Origin of the sequence: Streptomyces sp. NPDC059010 (assembly GCF_042740355.1) — a bacterium.
Taxonomy (GTDB): domain Bacteria; phylum Actinomycetota; class Actinomycetes; order Streptomycetales; family Streptomycetaceae; genus Streptomyces.
Genome location: NZ_JBHYJA010000031.1, coordinates 57,141 through 78,741 on the forward strand (window position 1 = coordinate 57,141; position 21,601 = coordinate 78,741).

At 70.5% G+C, this 21,601-nt stretch carries 16 protein-coding genes; 8 read left to right on the forward strand and 8 right to left on the reverse strand.

The genetic code is table 11. From position 1 onward, the window contains the following. Positions 1-41 precede the first annotated feature (41 nt). The 3 genes from ACFWYS_RS29820 to ACFWYS_RS29830 form a co-directional block, all read right to left on the reverse strand. On the reverse strand, positions 42-1,199 hold the full coding sequence (locus tag ACFWYS_RS29820) for an alkaline phosphatase PhoX (protein WP_384775507.1): 1,158 nt from the start codon (positions 1,197-1,199) through the stop codon (positions 42-44). A 240-nt stretch (positions 1,200-1,439) separates the two neighbouring features. Beyond that, positions 1,440-2,924, reverse strand: coding sequence for a sensor histidine kinase (locus ACFWYS_RS29825; RefSeq protein WP_384775509.1), 1,485 nt, complete (start codon positions 2,922-2,924; stop codon positions 1,440-1,442). After that, complete coding sequence (locus ACFWYS_RS29830; RefSeq protein WP_384775513.1) at positions 2,921-3,838, reverse strand: winged helix-turn-helix domain-containing protein; 918 nt, start codon at positions 3,836-3,838, stop codon at positions 2,921-2,923. The genes ACFWYS_RS29825 and ACFWYS_RS29830 overlap by 4 nt, the downstream gene beginning before the upstream one ends. Before the next feature lie 199 nt (positions 3,839-4,037). Here ACFWYS_RS29830 and ACFWYS_RS29835 point away from each other — a divergent pair, with 199 nt between their 5' ends. Both ACFWYS_RS29835 and ACFWYS_RS29840 read left to right on the forward strand, forming a co-directional pair. Continuing rightward, the gene (locus tag ACFWYS_RS29835; RefSeq protein WP_384775517.1) at positions 4,038-4,643 is read left to right on the forward strand and encodes a carbonic anhydrase; all 606 of its coding nucleotides are present in this window, start codon (positions 4,038-4,040) and stop codon (positions 4,641-4,643) included. After that, positions 4,640-6,502, forward strand: a complete 1,863-nt coding sequence (locus ACFWYS_RS29840; RefSeq protein ID WP_384775520.1) for a SulP family inorganic anion transporter — start codon at positions 4,640-4,642, stop codon at positions 6,500-6,502. The genes ACFWYS_RS29835 and ACFWYS_RS29840 overlap by 4 nt, the downstream gene beginning before the upstream one ends. Before the next feature lie 97 nt (positions 6,503-6,599). Here the strand turns inward: ACFWYS_RS29840 and ACFWYS_RS29845 are convergent, their stop codons facing one another. Then, a complete protein-coding gene (locus ACFWYS_RS29845) occupies positions 6,600-7,625 on the reverse strand; it encodes a response regulator (RefSeq protein WP_384775523.1) in 1,026 nt (341 codons plus the stop codon). A gap of 173 nt (positions 7,626-7,798) precedes the next feature. On the opposite strand from ACFWYS_RS29845, the gene ACFWYS_RS29850 reads away from it, so the two are divergent. Beyond that, the gene (locus ACFWYS_RS29850; RefSeq protein WP_384775526.1) at positions 7,799-7,999 is read left to right on the forward strand and encodes a hypothetical protein; all 201 of its coding nucleotides are present in this window, start codon (positions 7,799-7,801) and stop codon (positions 7,997-7,999) included. Positions 8,000-8,116: 117 nt separating this feature from the next. Continuing rightward, positions 8,117-8,401 carry a hypothetical protein gene (locus ACFWYS_RS29855; protein ID WP_384775528.1) on the forward strand — a complete coding sequence of 95 codons (285 nt, stop codon included), beginning with the start codon at positions 8,117-8,119 and terminating at the stop codon, positions 8,399-8,401. A gap of 88 nt (positions 8,402-8,489) precedes the next feature. Here the strand turns inward: ACFWYS_RS29855 and ACFWYS_RS29860 are convergent, their stop codons facing one another. Continuing rightward, the gene (locus ACFWYS_RS29860) at positions 8,490-9,281 is read right to left on the reverse strand and encodes a hypothetical protein (protein ID WP_384775531.1); all 792 of its coding nucleotides are present in this window, start codon (positions 9,279-9,281) and stop codon (positions 8,490-8,492) included. Positions 9,282-9,711: 430 nt separating this feature from the next. Here ACFWYS_RS29860 and ACFWYS_RS29865 point away from each other — a divergent pair, with 430 nt between their 5' ends. Further along, the gene (locus tag ACFWYS_RS29865) at positions 9,712-10,008 is read left to right on the forward strand and encodes a hypothetical protein (protein WP_384775534.1); all 297 of its coding nucleotides are present in this window, start codon (positions 9,712-9,714) and stop codon (positions 10,006-10,008) included. Positions 10,009-10,229: 221 nt separating this feature from the next. Here ACFWYS_RS29865 and ppdK read toward each other — a convergent pair whose 3' ends face one another. Next, positions 10,230-12,950, reverse strand: coding sequence for a pyruvate, phosphate dikinase (ppdK, locus tag ACFWYS_RS29870; RefSeq protein ID WP_384775537.1), 2,721 nt, complete (start codon positions 12,948-12,950; stop codon positions 10,230-10,232). 441 nt (positions 12,951-13,391) lie between these two features. Next, positions 13,392-14,588, reverse strand: coding sequence for an ROK family protein (locus tag ACFWYS_RS29875; protein WP_384775540.1), 1,197 nt, complete (start codon positions 14,586-14,588; stop codon positions 13,392-13,394). 120 nt (positions 14,589-14,708) lie between these two features. Between ACFWYS_RS29875 and ACFWYS_RS29880 the strand changes: the two genes are divergently transcribed. The 3 genes from ACFWYS_RS29880 (at position 14,709) to ACFWYS_RS29890 (ending at position 20,230) form a co-directional block, all read left to right on the forward strand. Further along, entirely contained in the window at positions 14,709-16,130 is a 1,422-nt protein-coding gene (locus ACFWYS_RS29880; protein ID WP_384775543.1) for a hypothetical protein, read from the forward strand. Then, the gene (locus tag ACFWYS_RS29885) at positions 16,127-18,064 is read left to right on the forward strand and encodes a glycogen debranching N-terminal domain-containing protein (RefSeq protein ID WP_384775546.1); all 1,938 of its coding nucleotides are present in this window, start codon (positions 16,127-16,129) and stop codon (positions 18,062-18,064) included. The genes ACFWYS_RS29880 and ACFWYS_RS29885 overlap by 4 nt, the downstream gene beginning before the upstream one ends. A 336-nt stretch (positions 18,065-18,400) precedes the next feature. Then, positions 18,401-20,230, forward strand: a complete 1,830-nt coding sequence (locus ACFWYS_RS29890; RefSeq protein WP_384775549.1) for a sulfatase-like hydrolase/transferase — start codon at positions 18,401-18,403, stop codon at positions 20,228-20,230. Positions 20,231-20,392: 162 nt separating this feature from the next. On the opposite strand, the gene dusB is transcribed toward ACFWYS_RS29890, so the two are convergent. After that, positions 20,393-21,547, reverse strand: coding sequence for a tRNA dihydrouridine synthase DusB (gene dusB, locus ACFWYS_RS29895; RefSeq protein ID WP_384775552.1), 1,155 nt, complete (start codon positions 21,545-21,547; stop codon positions 20,393-20,395). Between the last annotated feature and the right edge of the window lie 54 nt (positions 21,548-21,601).

Consider the following 21,601-nt stretch of genomic DNA (forward strand, 5'->3'; position numbering starts at 1 on the left):
CGGTGACCGGATGTGAAGGAGGTGTGTCTAATTCGTGACCGTTATGAGCGGAACGGGCCCGTCACCTCGTATGTGATGCCGCCCGACGAGCTGCCCGACGTGCCCCGCTGGCTGGAGAAGTACAGCCGTGTGCCGTCCGGGGAGAAGGCCGGGCCCGTGATCTCCGAGCTCGACTGGCCGTCGATCCGCAGGAACACGGCGATGACGTCGTCCGGGGTGATCAGGCAGATCTCCATGTTGCCGCCGTCCTCGGCGACGAACAGGTCGCCGGAGGAGGAGCCGGTGATGTTGTCGACGCCGGTGAGCGGGGCCGTGCCGTTGACGAGGGAGTCGTCGTAGGCCAGCTCGTAGGTGCTGTTGGCGAGGTTGACCTGCCAGACCCGGTTGTCGCCCTTGGTCGTGAACCAGACCGTGTCGTTGGCGTAGTGGCAGCCCTCGCCGCCGTTGAAGGACTTGGAGCCCGAGACCTGGGTCCGGGTGGTCGTCGGGGAGCCGTCCGGGTCGGGGACGTTGGCCCAGGTGAAGGAGCCGGACGTGCCGCTGCCCGCGACCATCACCTGGAGCGTGCCGGCGGACAGGTCGCCCCAGGTCGTCGGCACGAAGCGGTAGAAGCGGCCGTTGGTCTCGTCCTCGGTCAGGTAGATGACCTGGCGCACCGGGTCGGCGGCCGCCGCCTCGTGCTTGAAGCGGCCCATCGCGTCCCGCCGGACCGCCGCGTTCACGCCGAAGGGGTCGGTCTCGTAGACGTAGCCGAGGGACACCTCCTCGCAGGACAGCCAGGTGTTCCAGGGGGTCTTGCCGCCCGCGCAGTTCTGGCGGGTGTTGGACAGGATCCGGTAGGCGCCCGTGATCGCGCCCGCCGACGAGAACTTCACCGCGCTCGCCCCGCCGGAGGGGTTGATCTCCGAGTTGGAGACGTAGATCCAGCCGCTGCCGTCGGCGTAACAGGCGCCGCCGTCAGGGGCGTTGTGCCAGCTGTACGACGTTCCGGAGACGGTCTGGCCGGAGCGGGCGATGACGCGGCTGGTGAAACCGCTGGGGAGTCTGATGCCGTTGGCGTCGGGGGAGCCGATCGCCCCGTAGGGGCCGGGGCCGGGCTGGGCCGGCGCGGCGTACGCGGCGCCACGCCACAGGCTGCCGCCGAGCGCGGCGGTGGTGCCGCCGAGGACGGCCGCACGCAGGAGGTTACGACGTTCCACTCTCACTCCAAGAGGTGGAGTACCGCCCCGCCACCGGTCGGCGACGGGGTCGTACGAGGGGGGCGGCTTGGAACCTAGGGGCGGTTGGTTGACGGACCGTGGCCAACGCATGACTGTCGGACGGCCTGCCTGAGTGCTGACTGTGCGCCCCTCAAGAGCGCTCACGTGAATGCCGACCGCGCACGCTCCCCGGCGCATCACCACCCGCCTGCGCCCCTCTGAGTGCCCGCCAGTGTGCGCTCACGCACGCAACGCCGGAACCCCTCGCTTCCGCTGCCCGGACCGCTCCGCGACCGGCGCGTGCCCCTCCCGCGGCGGCTCCGCCGACGGCAGCCGGATCACCACGTCCAGCCCGCCCGCGGCCGCCGCGTGCAGACTCGCCTCCCCGCCACTCGCGTGCGCGAGCCGCTGCACCAGCGAAAGCCCCAGCCCCGTCCCGCCCTTGGGGGCGCCCGGCGCCCGCCAGAAACGGTCGAAGGCGCGGGCGCGCTGCTCCGGCGTCATACCGGGACCCTCGTCGGTGATGTGCAGGTCCACCCAGGCGGGACGGGCGTCGCGCAGCGCACGCCGGGCCGCCACATGGAGCCGTAGCTCCATCGTCACGGTGGAGCCGGACGGTGAGGCGCGCAGGGCGTTGGACAGCAGATTGTCCACGATCTGCTCGACCCCGCCCGGCACCGCCAGCACCGGCCCCACGCTGCCCGCGAACAGTACGAGGCTCACCCGCTGCTTCTCGAACAGCGGCTGCCAGGTGCGGTGCCGCTCCGCACAGACGCCTCCGACGTCGACCGGCCCCGGTATCGCGGCGTCCTCCTCCAGCCGGGCCATCGCCAGCAGGCCCTCCACCAGCCGGGAGAGCCGGTCCGTCTCGGTCACCGCGGCGGCGAGGCTCCCCCGGCCCCGCACGGCGACACTGGGTTCCAGGTTCTCCAGCCGCAGCCGCAGCGCCGCGAGCGGTGTCTTCAGCTGATGGGAGGCCTCGCCCGCGAACGCGTGCTGGGCGGCGAGGAGATGGGCGAGCCGGGCGGCCGTACGGTTGAACGCGGCGGCGAGACGCCGTACTTCGGGCGGGCCCTTCGTGATCGTCACCGGAGTGGCGAGACCGCCGTCCGCCAATTCGTCGGTGGCTTCCTCCAGTTCCCGGATGGGCCGGCCGGTCCAGCGGGCAATGCCGAAAGCGACCCCGGCGACCGTGGTGAGGACCCCGGCCCCGCCGACGGCGAGCAGCAGCCAGACGTGATGGACGCGCTCGTGCACCGTCCGCGTCGGCAGCGTCAGCCACACCGCGCCCTGGAGCCCCGAGTCGTGCCGGATCGGCGCGGCGACCGAGAGGTACTCGACGCCGCCGATGGTCGACGTACGGACGTCCACCGTGGAGGTGCCTCGGAGGGCGGCCGCGATCCCGGGGCGGGAGGCGAGGTCGGCCGACATGACGGCGGCCATCGGATGCGAGGCGGCGAGCAGGGCGCCCGCGGCGTCCACGATCACCACCTTGCCGCCGATGCGCTCGGCGCAGTGGGCCACCCGACGGGGCAGGTCACGCTCGGCCCGGCCGGTGCTGAGGGACAGCGACGCGTACGCCGCCACCGACTCGGCCTCGTCCTTCGCCGCGTTCACCACCCGCTCCCGCTCACTGCGCGAGTAGACGAAGCCCAGCGGGATCTCCAGGCACAGCAGCACCAGCGCGGCGAGGCTGACGTAGCTGAGCAGCAGCCGGCGGGTCATGGCGAGGACACCTGCTGCCCGCCCGGCTCGGTCTGCACCGCCAGCCGGAAGCCGACCCCGCGCAGCGTCTGGATCCACGCCGGGTCGCCCAACTTCCGCCGCAGCGAGGCGACATGGACGTCCAGCGTCTTGGTCGGCCCCTCGTAGTGCGGATCCCACACCCGGTCCAGGATCTGCTGCCGGGAGTAGACGGCCCCCGGATCCTCGGTCAGCAGCGCCAGCAGCTCGAACTCCTTCGGAGTGAGGGTGACGGGCACCTCGCCGACCCAGACCTGACGGGTACGGCGGTCGACGACGAGGGGGCCGGGTGCGTACGGGGGTTGCGGCGCGGTGTCGTCGTACGACGGGTTCGGCGGCGCGGCCTCGTAGGACGGGGGCGGGGGTGGCGCGGCCTCGAACGACAGGGGCGCGGGTGGTACGGCGGCCACCGGTTCCGGGTCCGCTTCCGCCCCCGCCGACACCCCGGCCGCCGCACGCAGCCGCTCCACCAGCGCTTCCGTACGGCCACTCCCGGCCGGCGTCGCCGCACGCACCGGCTCCGCCCCCGCCGCCTCCATGCGCTGGGTACGCCGGGTCACCGCCCGCACGCGTGCCACCAGCTCCCGCACACTGAACGGCTTCGCCAGATAGTCGTCGGCGCCGAGCTCCAGCCCCAGCACCCGGTCGGCCTCCTCACCCCGCGCACTCAGGATGATGACCGGTACGTCCGAGAGCCGCCGGATGCCGCGGCAGACGTCGATGCCGTCCATGTCCGGCAACCCGAGGTCGAGCAGGACGACATCGCCGTACGGCCTTCTCAACCCCTCGGTCCCGGTGGTGACGTGATCCACCGTCAGCCCGAAATGCGCCAGCCCCTCGATGAGCGGTTCGGCGATCGTCTCGTCGTCCTCGATGAGCAGCACTTGTATGCCCATGGGTTCTGTTGAGTCCCGTCTCTTGAATTCACATTCTCTGCCCTGGAGTCGACACGCTACAGGGAACAAGCGCTTTCATGGGCTTGCGACAAAGAATGTCCAATTCCTGGGCGGGCTCTGGCCTTCACTTAACCTTCGTCTGGTGCGGCCCTCTCTACGCTGTGATGACCTGGCCGAACTCCCAGCCGAGGAGGCTGCGTTGAAGGCATTGCTGGATCGTGCCCGTTCATTCAAACGACGGGTGGATTTCGAGAGCGTTGAATACCGGAAACTGGCCGACGGGCAATATCCCGAGGCCCTCTTCATTACCTGCGCGGACTCACGGGTCATACCCGCCCTGATTACCGGCGCACGCCCCGGAGAGATATTCGAGCTGCGCAACGCGGGCAATATCGTGCCGCCGTACGGCAGCCCCGGCGCGTCCGGGGAGGCCGCCACCATCGAGTACGCACTGGAGGTGCTCGGGGTTCAGGACATCGTCGTGTGCGGTCACTCACACTGCGGCGCGATGGGCGCCCTGAAGTCCGGCGACGACCTGACCGCGCTGCCGGGCGTGGACGCCTGGCTCCGACTGGCCCGCCCCGAACTGACCCCGATCCTCACGACCGCCTCCGACGACCCGTCCCTGCCGGACGTCTCCCAGGGCAATGTCGTCAACCAGCTCGCCGTACTGCGGACCTACCCGGTGGTGCGGCAGCGGCTGGACACGGGGCGGCTGCGGTTGCACGGCTGGTACTACGAGGTCGACACCGGGCAGGTGCACGAGCTGGAGGGGGACGGCCGGTTCCGGGTGCATAGCGGATGAGCGGGGCGCATGCGCGCAGTCGCGGCCCGGGACGCACGAAGGCGGCTCCCGCCCCGAAGAGCACGGGGCCGAAGAGCACGGGACCGGGGAACACGAGGCCGGGGAGCACGGGACCTGGGAACACAGGACCTGGGAACACAGGACCTGGGAACACAGGACCTGGCGCAGGGGCGCCATCGGCGAAGTCCGGTGCCAAACCCGACCTCGCCACCGAGATCACCGCCTCCCTCGTCGTCTTCCTCGTCGCCCTGCCGCTGTGCATCGGCGTGGCCGTCGCCTCCGGTGTGCCCGCCGAACTGGGGATCATCTCCGGGGTGATCGGCGGTCTGGTCGTCGGCGCGGTACGGGGCAGCACGCTTCAGGTCAGCGGCCCGGCCGCCGGGCTCGCCGCGCTGGTCGCGGAGACGGTGGCGGAGCACGGGCTCGCGATGCTCGGCGTGATCGTCCTGTTCTCGGGCATCCTGCAGATCGTCCTCGGCGTCGTACGCCTGGGCCGGATGTTCCAGGCGATCTCCCTCGCCGTGGTGCAGGGGATGCTGGCCGGCATCGGGCTGCCGCTGATGTTCAGCCAGGCGTACCCGATGGCCGACGCGAAGGCGCCCGGCACGCCGATCGAGAACATGGCCGGGATCCCGGGCCTGTTCGCCGACGTCCTCACCGATCCGCAGGCGATGATCGCCACGCTGCTCGGCATCGCCACGGTCGTGCTGAGCTTCGTGTGGAAGAAGGTGCCGGGCCCGGTGAAGCGGATCCCGGCCGCGCTGGTGGCGGTCGCCGTCGGCATCGTGGTCGCCGCGCTGCCCGGGGTGGACGTGAAGACGCTCCAGGTGGGCAATCTGCTGGCGTCGGTGAGGGTGCCGGGAGCGGACGAGTTCGCGGGTCTGGCGGATACCGCGATCCTCACCTCCATCCTCACGTTCACGGTGATCGCCTCCGCGGAGAGCCTGTTCACCGCGGCCGCCGTGGACCGTATGCACAGCGGCCCGCGCACCCGCTACAACACCGAACTCATCGCCCAGGGCGCCGGCAACACGATCGCGGGCATCCTCGGCGCCCTCCCGATCACGGCGGTCGTCGCCCGCAGCTCGGCGAACGTCCAGGCGGGCGCGAAGACCCGCATCTCCCGCACCCTGCACGGCCTGTGGCTCCTGGCCTTCGCGCTGCTGCTGCCGCAGGTCCTGGCCCTGATCCCGATCTCGGTACTCGCCGGCGTCCTCGTGTACAGCGGCTGGAAGCTGTTCGCGCCGGAGGAGTTCCCGAAGATGTGGCGGCAGGACCGGGGCGAGTTCGTGGTGATGACGGTGACGACCCTGGTCATCGTGGCGACGGCCCTCCTGGAGGGCGTCCTGATCGGCCTCGCGGCCGGCATCGTACTGGCGGCCCTGCGCATGTCCCGGACGGTGATCCGACAGCACATCGAGGACGACACCGCGAAGGTCGTCATGGCCGGCAACGCGACGTTCCTACGACTCCCCCAGGTCATCGAGGCCCTGGAATCCGCAGCGGCCTCGGGCAAGCCCCGCATCCGCCTGGACCTGACCGGCGTGACCCACCTGGACCACGCCTGCCGGAACCAGGTGGAGGAATTCACGGCGCAGCAACGGGGGTTGGGCCTGCGGGTGGAACTGCTGATGCCGGGGCCGGCGACAGGGGCAGAGGCGGGGGCAGCAGCATCGGCGGCAGCGGCAGCCACCCCATCCGAGCCGGCATCGGGGCCGACGCAGCCCTACCCACCGGCCGCCCACCCCTCACCGCCCGGCCCGGACGCCGAGTGGTTCTACCTGGACACGCGCCCGATGCCGGGCGAGTACGGCCGCGGGTACGACGACTACGCGGGGCGACCGCCGTTGGTGGGCTGAGCGGACGGGGGCGGGGGCGGAGCGGGGGAAGGGGGGCGGCGGAGCCGGGCACACGGAGAGCCGCCCGCCCCCCGGTCCCGTCACGCTCGCATCACCGTCACGCTCGCATGACCGTCCCGTCGACCAGGCCGTGCTCGACCGCGTAGCGGACCAGTTGGATTCGGCTGTGCAGGCCCAGTTTCTCCAGCAGTCGCTGTACGTGGAGCTGGACCGTACGCACGGATACACCCAGGCGTTGGGCGACTTCGCGGTAGCTGCTGCCTCTGGCGACCAGGCTCAGGATCTCGGTCTCCCGTGCGGTGAGGCCTGGTGCGGGGGCGTCGCGGGAAGTGAGAGGTTCGTGGTCGGAGTCACTGGCCAGCCCCGGGCTGAACACCCGCTCGCCTGCGGCCGTTCGGCGTACGGCGTCGATGAGCTCCTCACGCGTGGACGACTTGTGGACGTATCCCGAAGCTCCCGCTGCCAGGGCCTGCCGTACATCCTGCGGCGATCGGCTGGCGGAGAAGACCAGGACGGGCGCGGCCACTTCGCCGGCCCGCAGCTGGCGGCAGAGCCGGGCACCTGAGGCGTCCGGCTGATCCATCCCCGCCACCACCACATGGGGCGCCCTGGCCCGCGCCTCCCGCACGGCTCCGACCATCTCGCCGACGGTGGCGACGACTTCGCATCCCGCCGCGGTCAACTGCGTGGCGACCTCGCGCCGCCAGAGCGGATGCCGGTCGACGACCAGGACACGCGTCCTGTCTCCGCCCTGGCGCCGGATCCGAGCCCCCCGACTCGACGTGGACGGCCCGGCACGGGTCCCCGTCCCGACGGCCCGCCGACCGCCGACGGCCTCCGTCCGTGCGTCGCCCAAGTCGCCGTCCATCGGGTCCTGACCCGCCTCGGCCAGCCGTGCCGCCACCCAGAGATCGCGGAACTGCTCGACGTCCCCGCCCAGCGCGGTCACCACCAGCTCAAGCGGACGCCAGCGCGGTGTCTCGGAGCGGGTCAGGACCCGATGGACGGTGTCATGGCTCAACAGCCGGGTCCGGCCCGCCAGTTCGCGCATGCTGGGCTCTCCGCCGCGCAGGTGCAGCAGGTACAGGGCCCTCAGCAGGTCGGCGAGAGGACCTGGTGCCACGTCGGGTCTCCGTATACGGGCCATGCGTGCACTCCTGCTCGGCGCGGGCCGGGGGGCCGTAGTCCGATGCTGTCAGATTTTGTCGAACCAGATGTACAAGATACTCAGAGAACCGTGAGTATTCCAGGAAGTGCCGCTCTCTGGCGGCGAGTTGGGATTCCTTGGAGCACTCGATGGGCCGACGCCGGACCGACCCCGCCCCGGAGCCGTTGTTGTCGCTGCGGGCTGCCGTGATCCTGCTCTTCGGGATCGTGGGCGCGTGCGCGGCCGGAGGCTTGTCCGTGCTGGCCGGGGCGCCTTGGGCACAGGCCGTTCTGACCGGCGCGGGTGCCTTCCTGGCGCTCGTGGCGTTCCTCGACGCGATCATCGCCTGAAACCCGCGACCGACCGCACCGAGAACCAAGAACAAACACCGCCCCCCGCCCGATGAACCCCCCTCCCCACAGCCCCGTCTTCCCTCCCGGCCACCACGTGCAGAGGGAGAACAGACCTTGCGGCAGAGCGATGCCGAGCAGAACGGCGAGCGGGCTGACGACCAGCGTCCCTGGTGGACGGAGCCCACCACGTGGGGTGCCGTCGTACTGATCACCCTCGGGTTCCTCCTGGCGGCATGGACCTACTTCGGCCTGCCCGGCGCACCGGAGGAGGCGAACGGCTACTTCGGAACCGGCAAGGTCGTGGCCTTCGGCCTGGTGCTCCTGGGAACCACGGTTCTCGGCCGCCGCGATACGGCATCGGGGGACGACACGGACCCGGACGAGCCTGAACGTCCCTGACCGACGCCGACCGGAGCACCGCCCGCCGCAGTGCCGATTGCGACGGACGGTCACTTCTCAGGGCCGGGCTCACTTCATCGGGCCGGGCTCACCTCACATCGACGAAGTCGGCCGAGCCGGTCGTGGCCGTGGTGAGGCTCGTGCCCGCGAAGTCGTAGCGGTACGCGCCGTCCGCCGTGGCCGGCACGGTGGCCGTGGCCCAGCCGTTGCGATCGGTCTTGACCTTCTTCAGCGTGACGAAGGCGCCGCTGGTGCCCTTGCGGTACTGGAGCAGCACCTGGTGCCCGATGAGGGGCACGTTCTTGTTCGTCTCCCAGCCGGCGACGGTCATCCGGGCCTTGACCGAGAGGTTCGTACCCTTCTTCACCCTCTGCGGGGTGGCGACGGTCTGGGACATGGAGGTCTGCCGCTTGATGCGAGCGAGGTAGGCGCCGTCCCCGCGGGTGACGTTGCCGGCGCCGTCGGTGGCCACGGGGGTGATGGTCCAGACGCCGGCGAGGGCGTTGCTGCGGAGGTTGGCGTTCGGGTCGGCGGTCACGAGGGCCTCGCAGAAGGAGGTGGTCTCGTTGAGCTTCACGCAGTGGCCGGCCCCGGTCAGAACGCCGTCGGCGTTCGCCCGGTCCGCCCCGTGCCACAGCTCGTACGACACGCTCTGGACGCCGGACGGGTCGCTGACCGTCGCGGAGACCGAGAACACCCTCTTCCGCGCCGCCTCGACGCCGACGGTGTAGTCGCGGTCGTGGTTGACATCGATGTTCCAGAACTGCGTGGCCGAGTCCTCCTGATCGGCCCCGGCGGCCGGTACGGCGAGAGCGGCTACGGCCAGGACGGCGCTGAAGGCGGCGGCGGTTGCTATGGCGGCGGTGGCGCGTCTGCGCATGGTGTTCGGTTTCCCCACGCTCGATGAATTGGGTGGTGACTTCACCCGCGTGAGACCAGGGGGACTGCAGGGGGGTTGTGCCCTCTGACCGCCCCGGCCCAGCTCTTGACCCTGCCGTCGCCTCGGGTTGGCGAAATCACCGGTCGCCGGCCAACTTCCCTGAGAGCTGACGTGGCTTCCCATGGCCGACGCCGTCAAGGCGGCCGTACAGGGCCGATTCCTGCTCCCGGCCGGCCCTTTGAGGCTGGAAGACGCCTGCGTCCCACCCTCGACGCAAACCCGGCCTTGGTCACAACCGAAGCCAGGCGGCGCACTCCGGTGATGGGAGGTTGCCTCCGCACGCCGAATACGGACAGCACTAGATCGAATACCTTGAGTGACATCGGCGGGCCGCATCGTGCGCGGCCTGCTCTGTGGAGGGGGTCTCAACATGATTCGACGACGCATGGCCGTGGCTCTGGGGGCGCTGGCGGCCGCCGCGACCTTGGCGGTCGCGGTGCCGGGATCGGCGTACGCGGCGGAAGGCGTCCTGGTCATCAACGGCGCTGCGTACGAAAGCCCGAGCGGCTGCTACGCCGTCGACTGGTTCCCGTCCTCGGTGAGCAACTACACAGACGCCATCGCCGAGGTCCACTCCGGACCGGACTGCTCCGGCCCGGTCGAGTGGCTGGTCTATCCGGGCGAGACGTACCAAACGGACACAGCCCAGAGTGTCTTCATCCTCTGAGCCGACCCGCGGCATTGGCGCCCCGTCCCCAGCGGGGCGCCCCGGTCTGGAGCCCCTGATCACACTCAGAATGCAGTGGAGGGCGGCACCCCCGCACAGGGTGCCGCCCTCTTTGGTGCACCGGAGTCGCCGCCCATCGGTCTTGAGGGTCGGGGACAGGCGACGACTCCGGAGTTTCCGTGGCCGGCGGCCGTAGGGGCTGCCGTTGGCCGGTGTCGGGGCTAGCGGTGGTCGCTGCCCTCCGACTGCGTCGCCGCGCGGCCGGCCTCCAGGCGGGCCACCGGGATGCGGAACGGCGAGCAGGAGACGTAGTCCAGACCCACCTCGTGGAAGAAGTGGACGGACTCCGGGTCACCGCCGTGCTCGCCGCAGACGCCGAGCTTCAGGTCGGGGCGGGTCTCGCGGCCCGCCTTGGCCGCCGCCGCGACCAGGGAGCCGACGCCGTCCTTGTCGATCGTCTCGAAGGGGGAGACGCCGAAGATGCCCTTCTCCAGGTACGCCGTGAAGAACGAGGCCTCCACGTCGTCCCGGCTGAAGCCCCACACCGTCTGGGTGAGGTCGTTCGTGCCGAAGCTGAAGAACTCCGCCGCCTCCGCGATCTGGGCCGCCGTCAGCGCGGCGCGCGGGAGTTCGATCATCGTGCCGATCGAGAGCTTCAGCTTCGTACCCGTCGCCGCCTCGACCTCCGCGATGACCTGGTCGGCCTCCTCGCGGACGATCTCCAGCTCCTGGACGGTGCCGACGAGCGGGATCATGATCTCGGCGCGCGGGTCGCCCTTGGCGTTCTTGCGGGCCGCCGCCGCTTCCGCGATCGCGCGGACCTGCATCGTGAACAGGCCGGGGATGACCAGGCCCAGGCGGACGCCGCGCAGGCCCAGCATCGGGTTCTGCTCGTGCAGGCGGTGCACCGCCTGGAGCAGGCGCAGCTCGTTCTCGTGCGGCTCCTGGCGGGACTCCGCCAGCGCCACGCGGACCGACAGCTCGGTGATGTCGGGGAGGAACTCGTGCAGCGGCGGGTCGAGGAGACGGACCGTCACCGGCAGGCCGTCCATCGCCGAGAACAGCTCGACGAAGTCCTTCTTCTGCAGCGGCAGCAGCTCCGCGAGGGCTGCCTCGCGCACCGCCTCGGTGTCGGCGAGGATCAGCTTCTCGACCATCTCGCGGCGCTCACCGAGGAACATGTGCTCCGTACGGCACAGGCCGATGCCCTGCGCGCCGAAGCGACGGGCCCGCAGCGCGTCCTCGGCGTTGTCCGCGTTGGCACGCACCCGCAGCCGGCGCTTGCGGTCGGCGAACGCCATGATGCGGTGGACCGCCTCGACCAGCTCGTCGGCGTCCTGGGCGCCCGCGTGCATACGGCCCTCGAAGTACTCCACGACGGGAGACGGGACGACCGGGACCTCGCCCAGGTAGACCTTGCCGGACGAGCCGTCGATGGAGATGACGTCGCCCTCCTCGACGACGTGTCCGCCCGGGACCGTCATCCGGCGGCGCTTGGTGTCGACCTCCAGCTCCTCCGCACCGCAGACACAGGTCTTGCCCATGCCGCGCGCGACGACGGCCGCGTGGGACGTCTTGCCGCCGCGGGAGGTGAGGATGCCCTCCGCCGCGATCATGCCGTCGAGGTCGTCGGGGTTGGTCTCCCGGCGGACCAGGATGACCTTCTCGCCCGAACGCGACCACTTCACCGCGGTGTACGAGTCGAAGACCGCCTTGCCGACCGCCGCACCCGGCGACGCCGCGATGCCCCGGCCGACCTGCTCGACCTTGGCCTCCTCGTCGAACTTCGGGAACATCAGCTGGGCGAGCTGGGCGCCGTTGACGCGCTGCAGCGCCTCGGCCTCGTCGATCAGGCCCTGGTCCACGAGCTGCGTGGCGATACGGAAGGCCGCGCCCGCCGTGCGCTTGCCGACCCGGGTCTGGAGCATCCACAGCTGACCGCGCTCGATGGTGAACTCGATGTCGCAGAGGTCCTTGTAGTGGTTCTCCAGCGTCTCCATGATCTGCATCAGCTGGTCGTACGACTTCTTGTCGATCGTCTCCAGCTCCGCGAGCGGCACGGTGTTGCGGATGCCCGCGACCACGTCCTCGCCCTGCGCGTTCTGCAGGTAGTCGCCGTAGACGCCCTGGTGGCCGGAGGCGGGGTCACGGGTGAAGGCGACGCCGGTGCCGGAGTCCGGGCCGAGGTTGCCGAAGACCATCGAGCAGACGTTGACCGCGGTGCCCAGGTCGCCGGGGATGCGCTCCTGACGGCGGTAGAGCTTGGCACGGTCGGTGTTCCAGGAGTCGAAGACCGCGTGGATGGCGAGGTCCATCTGCTCGCGCGGGTCCTGCGGGAAGTCCCGGCCGGCCTCCTTCTTGACGATCTTCTTGAAGGCGGTGACCAGCTTCTTCAGGTCGGCGGCCTCCAGGTCGGTGTCGACCGTGACCTTCTTGGCCTCCTTGGCCTTGTCGAGGGCCTCCTCGAAGAGCTCGCCGTCGACGCCGAGGACCGTCTTGCCGAACATCTGGATGAGGCGCCGGTAGGAGTCCCACGCGAACCGCTCGTCGCCGGCCTGCTCGGCGAGGCCCTTCACGGACTTGTCGGAGAGTCCGATGTTGAGGACCGTGTCCATCATTCCGGGCATCGAGAACTTCGCGCCGGAGCGGACCGAGACGAGCAGCGGGTTGTCGGGCTGGCCGAGCTTCTTCGCCATCCGGGACTCAAGGGCGTCGAGGTGCGCACTAACCTCGTCACGCAGTGCCGCGGGCTCCTCGCCGCTTTCGAGGTAGACCTTGCAGGCCTCCGTCGTGATCGTGAAGCCGGGAGGAACGGGGAGCCCCAGGTTGGTCATCTCGGCGAGGTTGGCGCCCTTGCCACCCAGGAGGTCCTTGAGATCCTTGTTGCCCTCGGTGAAGTCGTAAACGAACTTCGCTACGTGGGGTTCTTTGTTTTCCGACACGGTCTCGACTCCCTCGGGACGCGGTGGCTGCCCTGACGGCGAGGAACATACCCAGATCGAAGGCGTCTGGGTACGTCCACTCATGCGTCATGCAGCCGTAACCACCCGTCCGCCAGCGGATCGAAAGTCAAGGCTTGGCAAGCCATGACGCGCTGATGTTTTCACTTCTTGAACGCAAGCCGACCCACGAGGGCGGCCAATCGCTCAGATGAGCGCCCTTACCGCACGTTTGATTTCGATCGATGAACGATCAAGGGGTGGCACTGAGTGCCACCCCTTGGAGAAGTGCAGTCGCTCAAGATCCGCTCATCTGAGCGCAACCCTTATCAAGGGTGGCGAGAATCACGCTGCCACAGCGCGCCGGATTTCACCATGCGGACGTGCGTCCCGAGATGGAAACGCGCCCGTCACACCCGGTGCGAAACACCTGCCGCACCCCCGTCACACCCCCAGCGCGACCAGCCGTTGCTCCACCCGCTCCGGTGCGTACAGATGCTCCACGACCAGCGCCCCGGCCCCCACCAGCCCGGCCCGCTCCCCCAGCCGCGAGGTCATGACGTCCAGGTGGGCCGTGGAGCGCGGCAGCGCCCGCTGGTACAGCAACTCGCGTACGCCGGTGAGGAAGGGGGTTCCGGCCAGATCCCCGGCGATCATCAGCACGCCGGGGTTGAGCAGCGTCACCACGGTCACCAGCACGTCCCCGACCTGCCGCCCGGCCTCCCGCGCCAGCGCCGCCGCCCCCGGATGCCCGGACGCCAGCAGATCCCGCACATCCGAGCCGGACGCCGCCCGCACCCCGCTCTCGGCGAGCCGCCGGGCCACGGCACCGCCGCTCGCGACGGCGGCCAGACAGCCGTAGGACCCACACCGGCACAGCGCGTCGGCGCCCACCCGGATGTGTCCGATGTCGCCCGCGCCCCCGTCGATCCCCCGGTACAGCGAGCCGTCCACCACGACCCCGGCGCCGATGCCGGTCGACACCTTGACCAGCACGAACGCCGAGCAGTCGGGGAAGCCGGTGCGCTGTTCGCCGTACGCCATGAGGTTGGCGTCGTTGTCGACCAGGACCGGGACGGGGGCGGCGCCGGTGGCCTCCGTGAAGGCTCTGGCCAGGCGCCCTCTTATGTCGTAGCCGTCCCAGCCCGGCATGATCGGCGGCTGGACCACCCGGCCGGTCTCGGAGTCGACGGGGCCCGGCACCGCGAGCCCGATGCCGCAGACCTCCTCGGCACGATGGCCCGCCTTCTCCAGCAGCTCGGCGAACCAGCGGCCCAGGTCACCGAGCACCGCGTCCGGCCCGTCCTCGATGACCAGCGTCCCGGTGTGCTCGGCGAGGATCTCACCGGTCAGCGACAGTACGGCGGCACGCGCGTGCCGGGTCTCCAGATCGGCGGCGAGGACGACGGCGTGGGCGTCGTCGAACTCCAGGGTGATGGACGGGCGGCCGCCGAGCGGGGAGCCGACCGGGCCGCCGGCGCCCTCGCGCAGCCAGCCCGCGCGGAACAGCCGGTCGAGGCGCTGGCCGACGGTGGCACGGGACAGCCCGGTGGCCTGTTGAAGTGCTCCGCGTGTGACGGCCCGTCCGCTCCGCACCAGTTCGAGCAGTTCTCCGGCACTCACCTGACCCCGTGCGCTCATGCACACCCCCTTGTGTTTCTCAAGCTTGCATTACATATTGAGTTTTGCGTGTTAAATAGACGTAACCCTACGGTGGCTAAGACCGAACTGGTCGGCCGGACGTCTTTTGGGGAGCCCCGAGTGGATCGCACTGCCCAGCTCACCGCCCGCCGAGCGGACCGTGACATCGCATACGATCCGCCGCCGGACGACGCCTTGCATCTCAGAGCCGCCGGTGTGCTGGAGGCCAACTGGACCGGCGCCTCGACGGTGCCCTCCCGCAGTCTGTATCCCCACCAGTGGTCCTGGGACTCGGCGTTCATCGCGATCGGCCTCAGGCACGTCTCACCGTTACGGGCCCAGACGGAGCTGGAGACACTGCTGGACGCCCAGTGGGGTGACGGGCGCATCCCGCACATCGTCTTCAACCCCTCCGTACCCCTCGACGCCTACTTCCCGAGCCCCGACTTCTGGCGTTCCTCGACCGCGGGGCAGTCCGCCGGCGCCCCGCGCACCGTACAGACCTCGGGCATCGTGCAGCCACCGGTGCACGCGCTGGCCGCCTGGCTGGTGCACTGCGCCGACCCGGGCCTGTCCCGGGCGCGCGGTTTCCTCGCCCGGACGTATCCCCGCCTCGCCGCCTGGCACCGCTATCTGCTGCACCGCCGCGACCTCGGCGGAGCCGGCCTCGCGTCCGTCGTACACCCCTGGGAACAGGGCATGGACAACAGCCCCTGCTGGGACGCCCCGCTGAGCAGGGTGACGCCCACCCCCGCCCGCTCCTTCCGCCGCGCCGACCTCGCCCACGGGGCGCCCGAGGACCGGCCCACGGATCTCGACTACGGACGCTATGTGCGCCTCGCGACGGACTACCGCGACGGCGGCTACGCCGACGGGACCGGCGACTTCGCCGTCGAGGACCCGGCGTTCAACGCCCTGCTCATCGCCTCCGAGCACGCGCTGGCCCGGATCGCACAGGAGCTGGGCGCGACGGGCACGGCCCGGCACGCACGCGCCGAGCGGCTGACGGCGGCCCTGATCGCCCGGATGTGGGACCCGGCGGAGGGGATGTTCTTCTGCCGCGACGTGCGGGGCGACGGACCGGGCGGGGAGCTGATCCCGGAGCGCAGCGTCTCCGGGCTGATCCCACTGCTCCTGCCCAAGCTGCCGCGCGACATCGCCACCACCCTGGTACGGACGATGAGCGGACCGCACTTCGGCCTCGGCGGCACGACCCGCCTCGTACCGAGCTACGACCTGCTCGGCGAGGCCTTCGAACCGCACCGCTACTGGCGGGGCCCGGCCTGGTTCAACACCAGCTGGCTGCTTGAGCGCGGGCTCCGGCTGCATGGCGAGCGCGGCCGGGCCGACGCCCTGCGCAGGGCGATCCTGCACACCGCTGACGCGTCCGGGTTCGCCGAGTACGTCAACCCGTACACCGTTGAGGCATGCGGAGCCACCAACTTCGGCTGGACCGCCGCGCTCACGCTCGACCTTCTGCACGACCACCCATCGTGGGACACGAACGGCATCAAGGAACTCAAGGGAGGTAACCGGGGATGACGGACCGGCAGCATCTGCTCGTGTACGGGAGTACGTTCGCCGCCGTGGGCGACGGCGGGGACATCAGCGGAGTGCGGGGCACCGGCTCCCCCGACGGGTTATTCGTACGCGACGCCCGCCATCTGAGCCGCTGGCAGCTCACCGTGGACGGGGCCGTACCGGAGGCCCTCAGCCCGGTCGCCGACGGGGACACCACCCGCTGTGTCCTGGTCCCGCGCGGTGGCCGCAACGAACCCCCGGGGTACACGCTCTTCCGTGAACAGGCGGTGGGGGACGGCTCGTTCGTCGAGTCCCTGCGCGTGACCAGCAACCGCCCGGTCCCGACGACGGTCCGCCTCGCCATCACCGCCGACGCCGACTTCACCGACCAGTTCGAGCTCCGCTCCGACCACCGCACCTATGCCAAGGCCGGTGCCGTCCGCTCCCGCCAGGTCCTGGACCACGGCGTGGAGTTCGCCTACCAGCGCGGTGAATGGCGCTCGGTCACGACCGTGACGGCCGACCCCTCCCCCGACGGCGTGGAGGAGACCGGCACCGGTGCCCGCCGCCTGGTCTGGACCCTGGACCTGGACCCGCACGGCACAGCGGAACTGACCGTCCGGGTGATGGCCCGCCCGCACGGCGACAAACGGACGCTGCGCGTACCCCGCTCCCCCGCCGCCCTCAACGCCCAACTCCTCTCCCTGGAGGGAGAGTTCGTGGAGGGCGTGGCCTTCCCGACCGGCTGGCCGGAGCTGGCCGCCGCCTGTGCCCGGGGCCTGGCCGACCTGGCCTCGCTCCAGGTCCCGGCGCAGGGCCCGGACGGCGAGGAGCTCCGCGTCCCGGCGGCCGGTGCCCCCTGGTTCCTGACGCTGCTGGGCCGGGACGCCCTGCTGACCTCCCTCTTCTCACTCCCCTACCGCCCCCAGCTGGCCGCCGCGACCCTCCCCGCGCTGGCCGCCACCCAGGCGACGGAGACCGGCCTCGACGCCGTCTCCCAGCCCGGCAAGATCGTGCACGAGGTACGGCACGGCGAGCTGGCGTACTTCGAGCAGGTGCCGTACGGCCGCTACTACGGCTCGGTGGACGCGACGCCGCTGTTCCTGATCCTGCTGGGCACGTACGTGGAACAGACGGCCGACACCGAGCTCGCCCGCCGCCTGGAGCCCCACGCCCGAGCGGCGATCGGCTGGATGCTGGACCACGGCGGCCTCACCACCGTCGGCTATCTGGTCTACCGCGCCGACCAGGGCGGCCTGGCCAACCAGAACTGGAAGGACTCCCCCGGCGCCATCTGCTCCGCCGACGGCACCCGCCCCACCGGCCCGGTGATGGCGGCGGGCGCCCAGGGCTACGCCTACGACGCCCTGCGCCGCACGGCATGGCTGGCCCGCACGGTGTGGCAGGACGAGACCTACGCCGCCCTCCTGGAACAGGCGGCGGCCTCCCTCCGTGACCGTTTCCAGCGGGAGTTCTGGATGCCGGACCACTCTTTCCCCGCCCTGGCTCTGGACGGCACCGGCCATCAGGTGAACGCCCTGGCCTCGGATGCGGGGCATCTGCTCTGGTCCGGCCTGCTGGACAAGGAGTACGGCGAGCTGGTGGGCCGCCGCCTCCTGGAACCGGACTTCTTCTCGGGCTGGGGCGTGCGCACCCTGGCCTCCGGCCAGCCTGCCTACCATCCCCTCTCCTACCACCGCGGCTCGGTCTGGCCGCACGACAACGCCCTCATCGCCCTGGGCCTGTCCCGCTACGGCCTGCACGACGAGGCCCGCACGGTGGCCCACGCCTTGGTCGACGCGGCGACGACAACCGGCCACCGCCTCCCCGAGGTCCTGGCGGGCTACGGCCGCGACACCCACGCGGAACCGGTCCCCTACCCCCACGCCTGCGTCCGCGAATCCCGCTCGGCGGCGGCCCCGCTGGCACTGCTGACGGCCGTGGGAGGGGCGTAGGGCCGCCCCCCTGGGGCAGTTGGCCTGGTGTTTGCCCAGCGTTTGCCGAGCGCTGGGGCGATTTGGCTGAACAGCGCCTGGGGGCCCACCGTACGGATGGGTGGCGGGCCCGGGCGGGTCCGAGGAGGTGCGGGTGCGTTCCCGCGTCGTTCGGTGCGTGCTCTCGGTGTGCCGGGGGAAGGCCCTCGTAGCGGAGCTACTTGGGTCTTCTCCCGGTGCGGCGAGAGTGCGTGCCGGGCGGCGTGGGGGCGTGCTCGCACCTCCTCGGACCCGCCACCTCCCCAGCGAGGCCCGCCGCACCACTCCACCAGGGGCCTCGCACGGAAGGACCTTCGGGTGCCTGTCTTCACTCGCCTACGTCAACTGCCTGGAAAGAACGACGACTTGGCCGTCGAGGCACCCACGGACACCGACGTACCGGTAGCCGCCGACGACGAAGAAGCCCCACAGGGGGCACCCGCACCCGACGACGAAAGTGACACGGGTGGTGCGGGTGGGAACGACCCGACCGAAGGCGAAGCCGAGGCCGAAAAGCCCGCAGCCCGCTACCTCCGCTGGACCCTGACCGTCCTCGCCGCCGTCCTCATCCACGTCTGCCTGCAAATGCCGAACACCCTCGGCAACCTCAAGCCCACGGAGTTCCTGCGCCTCCCCGCAGAGGCCGTCATCGGAGCGGCCGTACTCCTGACCCTCCCCCGCCGCCCCCGCCTGATCACCGCAGCGACCTCCGGCGCGGCCCTGGGCGCCCTGACCGCCCTGAACCTCCTCGACATGGGCTACAACGAGTACCTGGGCCGCCACTTCAACATCGTCCTGGACTGGGAACTCCTCGACGACGCCCATTCGTACATCAAGGACTCCCTCGGCGGCACGACCACGGTCCTGCTCACCATCGGCCTCGTCATCCTGGTCATACTCCTCATAGCCCTGGTCGCCCTGGCCACCGTACGCATAGCCAACCTCCTCGCCCGCCACAAGGCCGATGCCTCCAGGGGCGCCCTGATCGCCGGCACCGTATGGATCACCTGCACGGCGTTCGGCCTGCAGATAGCCGGCGTACCGATCGCCGCGGACCACACCGCCGGCGTCATCAAGGTCCACGCCCGCCGCGCCATGGACACCCTGCGCGACGAGGCGGCGTTCGCGAAGGACGCGAAGACCGACACCTTCGGCAACACACCCGGCGCCCAACTGGTCCCCGACCTGCGCGGCAAGGACGTCGTCTTCACCTTCATCGAGAGCTACGGCCGCAGCGCGATCGAGGACCCGGAGATCGCCCCCGGCGTCACCGGCACCCTCGACACCTCCACCAAGGCCCTGGCGAAGGCCGGTTACCACGCGAAGAGCGGCTGGCTGACGTCGGCGACCTACGGCGGCAGCAGCTGGCTGGGCCACTCCACCACCCTCTCGGGCCTGTGGATCGACAACCAGCAGCGCTACCGCACCGTCATGGCCAGCGACCACCTCAGCCTCACCAAGGTCTTCCAGAAGACCGGCGACTGGGACACGGTCGGCGTCATGCCGGGCGTTCAGAAGGCCTGGCCGGAACAGCAGTACTACGGCCTCGACAAGGTCTACAACGCCTTCCAACTCGGCTACAAGGGACCGAAGTTCAGCTGGTCGACCATGCCCGACCAGTACGCCCTCGAAGCCTTCCAGCGCCAGGTCCACGGCAAGAAGCACGACAAGCCCCTGATGTCGGAGATCATCCTGACCTCCAGCCACCAGCCCTGGGCGCCGATCCCGAAGATGGTCGACTGGGACGACCTGGGCGACGGCTCCGTCTTCAAGCCCATCCAGGAGGTGGGCACCAAGCCGGCGGACATCATCAGCGACTCCACCCGTTCCAAGCAGGAGTACGGCAAGTCGATCTCGTACTCGGTGACCAGCCTCACCCAGTGGCTGGAACGCTACGGCACCGACGACACCGTCCTGGTCTTCCTCGGCGACCACCAGCCGATGGCCCGGGTCAGCGGCACCAAGGCCAGCCGGGACGTCCCGATCTCGATCGTCGCCAAGGACCCGAAGGTGCTGGACAAGATCGCCGACTGGAACTGGACGGACGGCCTCCAGCCGGCCGCCAAGGCCCCGGTGTGGAAGATGAGCTCCTTCCGCGACCGCTTCCTGACGGCGTACGGCTCGACACCGAACCCGTCGAAGGGCTGACGCTCACGACGGCTCGCTCATCGCCGCGCGTGCCACTTCGACGAAGCGTTCCAGGCGGAGCAGACAGTCCGCCTGCGACGCGTCGAAGTATCAGGGGGTCGAAGGCGGCACGCCGCAACTCCCGTATCCGGCTGCGGTGTTGTGCCCGCTGTCGAGGCCGCCTCAGCCGCCCGACGTGTCCAGTTCCGCGTCCTCGCTCACGCCCGCGCAGTCGTACGGGTCCTTCAGCCAGCCGTCCGGCAGCACCACCCGGTTGTTGCCGGACGTACGGCCGCGGGGCCCGTCGGCGCCGGTCGGCCAGGGCTGGTCGAGGTCCAGCTCGTCCAGCCCGCCGCGCAGTTCCTCCAGCGAGGACGTGATCGCGAGCCGCTTGCGCATCTCGGAGCCGACCGCGAAGCCCTTGAGGTACCAGGCGACGTGCTTGCGGAAGTCGATGACGCCGCGCGCCTCGTCGCCGATCCACTCACCGAGCAGCGTGGCGTGCCGGACCATGACGTCGGCGACCTCGCGCAGGGTGGGCCGTGCGATGTCTTCCGTACGTCCTTCGAAGACCGCGACCAGGTCCGAGAACAGCCACGGCCGCCCGAGGCACCCGCGCCCGACGACCACGCCGTCGCACCCGGTCTCCCGCACCATCCGCACGGCGTCCTCGGCCGACCAGATGTCCCCGTTCCCGAGCACGGGAATCTCCGGCACATGCTCCTTCAGCCGCGCGATGGCGTCCCAGTCGGCCGTGCCGCCGTAGTGCTGGGCGGCGGTGCGGCCGTGCAGCGCGATGGCCGTCACACCCTCCTCGACGGCGATCCGCCCGGCGTCGAGGTAGGTGATGTGATCGTCGTCGATGCCCTTGCGCATCTTCATCGTGACGGGCAGATCGCCCGCCCCGCTGACGGCCTCCCGCAGGATCGCCCGCAGCAGGTGCCGCTTGTACGGCAGCGCCGAGCCGCCGCCCTTGCGCGTCACCTTCGGCACCGGGCAGCCGAAGTTCAGGTCGATGTGATCGGCGAGGCCCTCCTCGGCGATCATGCGCACGGCCTTGCCGACCGTCGCCGGGTCGACGCCGTACAGCTGGATCGAGCGCGGCTTCTCGGTCGCGTCGAAGTGGATCAGCTGCATGGTCTTCTCGTTGCGCTCGACCAGCGCCCGGGTCGTGATCATCTCGCTGACGAACAGCCCCTTGCCACCGCTGAACTCCCTGCACAGGGTGCGGAAGGGCGCGTTCGTGATCCCGGCCATCGGGGCCAGGACGACGGGCGGCTGGACGGTGTGCGGGCCGATCCGCAGGGACGAGGCGGTGGACGAGACGGTCGTGGGCATCCACCCATTCTCACGTACCGGACGGGGTGCGGCGAAATTGATTAGTTAGGCGTA